The sequence below is a fragment of the Frankia sp. AgKG'84/4 genome, from assembly GCF_023242965.2.
Taxonomy (GTDB): domain Bacteria; phylum Actinomycetota; class Actinomycetes; order Frankiales; family Frankiaceae; genus Frankia.
On record NZ_JALKFU020000810.1, the window covers coordinates 1 to 1,048 of the forward strand.

General features: G+C 76.0%; 2 protein-coding genes. Both read left to right on the forward strand.

Features of this window, described 5'->3' with window-relative positions:
• Positions 1-838 (forward strand): cytochrome c biogenesis CcdA family protein (locus MXD58_RS25380; protein WP_250610180.1); only part of this gene is annotated, 838 nt, incomplete at its 5' end.
• The coding region (locus tag MXD58_RS25385) for a hypothetical protein (RefSeq protein WP_250610182.1) at positions 835-1,048 on the forward strand (214 nt) is incomplete at its 3' end. The genes MXD58_RS25380 and MXD58_RS25385, both read left to right, overlap by 4 nt.

The window sequence follows — 1,048 nt, forward strand, 5'->3', positions numbered from 1 at the left end:
GGCCAGCGCCGCCCCCGCCAGCGCCGTGCCGGCCGGGGCGGTCGGGGCCGTGCTCGGAGCCGGTGTCGGCGGGGGTGTCGGCGAGGGAGCCGCCATCGGTGTGGCTGGAGCCGGTGTGGCTGGAGCCGGTGTGGCTGGAGCCGGTGTGGCTGGAGCCGGTGTGGCTGGCGGCGGGATGACCAGGGACGGGGACGGTGGCGCGAGCGGTCGGTTCACCGGGCTCGCGCCACGGCTGCGTCGGCTGCGTGCCGGCGGGCGGGTGGCGGCCGGCACGGGACTGTTCGTGCTGGGATTCACCCTGGTGTTCTGCTCCTACGGCGCCGCGTTCGGCGGGCTCGGCCAGTGGCTGAACCGCCACCAGGTCGGCCTCAGCCAGGTGCTCGGCGCCGTCACCATCGTGATGGGCCTCGCCTTCGCCGGGATCTTCTCGCGGATGTCGTGGGCGAACCGGGAGTGGCGCTTGCACCGCCTGCCGCGGCCCGGGCTGCTCGGCGCGCCGGTGCTAGGTGTGCTGTTCGGCCTGGGCTGGACGCCCTGCCTCGGCCCGACGCTGACGGCGGTGCTGGGGCTCGCGACGACGAGCGCGACGGTCGGGCGGGGGACGTTCCTGTCCGCTGTCTACTGCCTCGGGCTCGGGCTGCCGTTCCTCGTCGTCGGACTCGCCTTCCGGCGGGCCGTCGGTGCACTGCGCCTGCTGCGACGCCATGGCCGCGCGCTGTCCCTCGCGGGTGGCGCGCTGCTCGTCGCGGTGGGAGTACTTCAACTCACCGGGGAGTGGGCCGAGCTGATCCTCAACCTGCGGCCCTACGCCCCCGGATTCTCGGAGACGCCGCTGTGACCTCGCCAACCCGCTCCACCGGCACCACGACCGAGCAGCCGGACGGGCTGGATCCGGAGGCCGTCGGCTTCGAGCCGGACACCTCGTCCGCGCGCCGCCTGCCCGATGGGCACGCCGACGGGCGCGCCGCGGTGCGCCCGGACGAGTTCGCGCCGCCTGAGCCGGCCACCCCGGCGTCCGCCGAGACCAGCGCGGCGGTGCCTGCCCCCC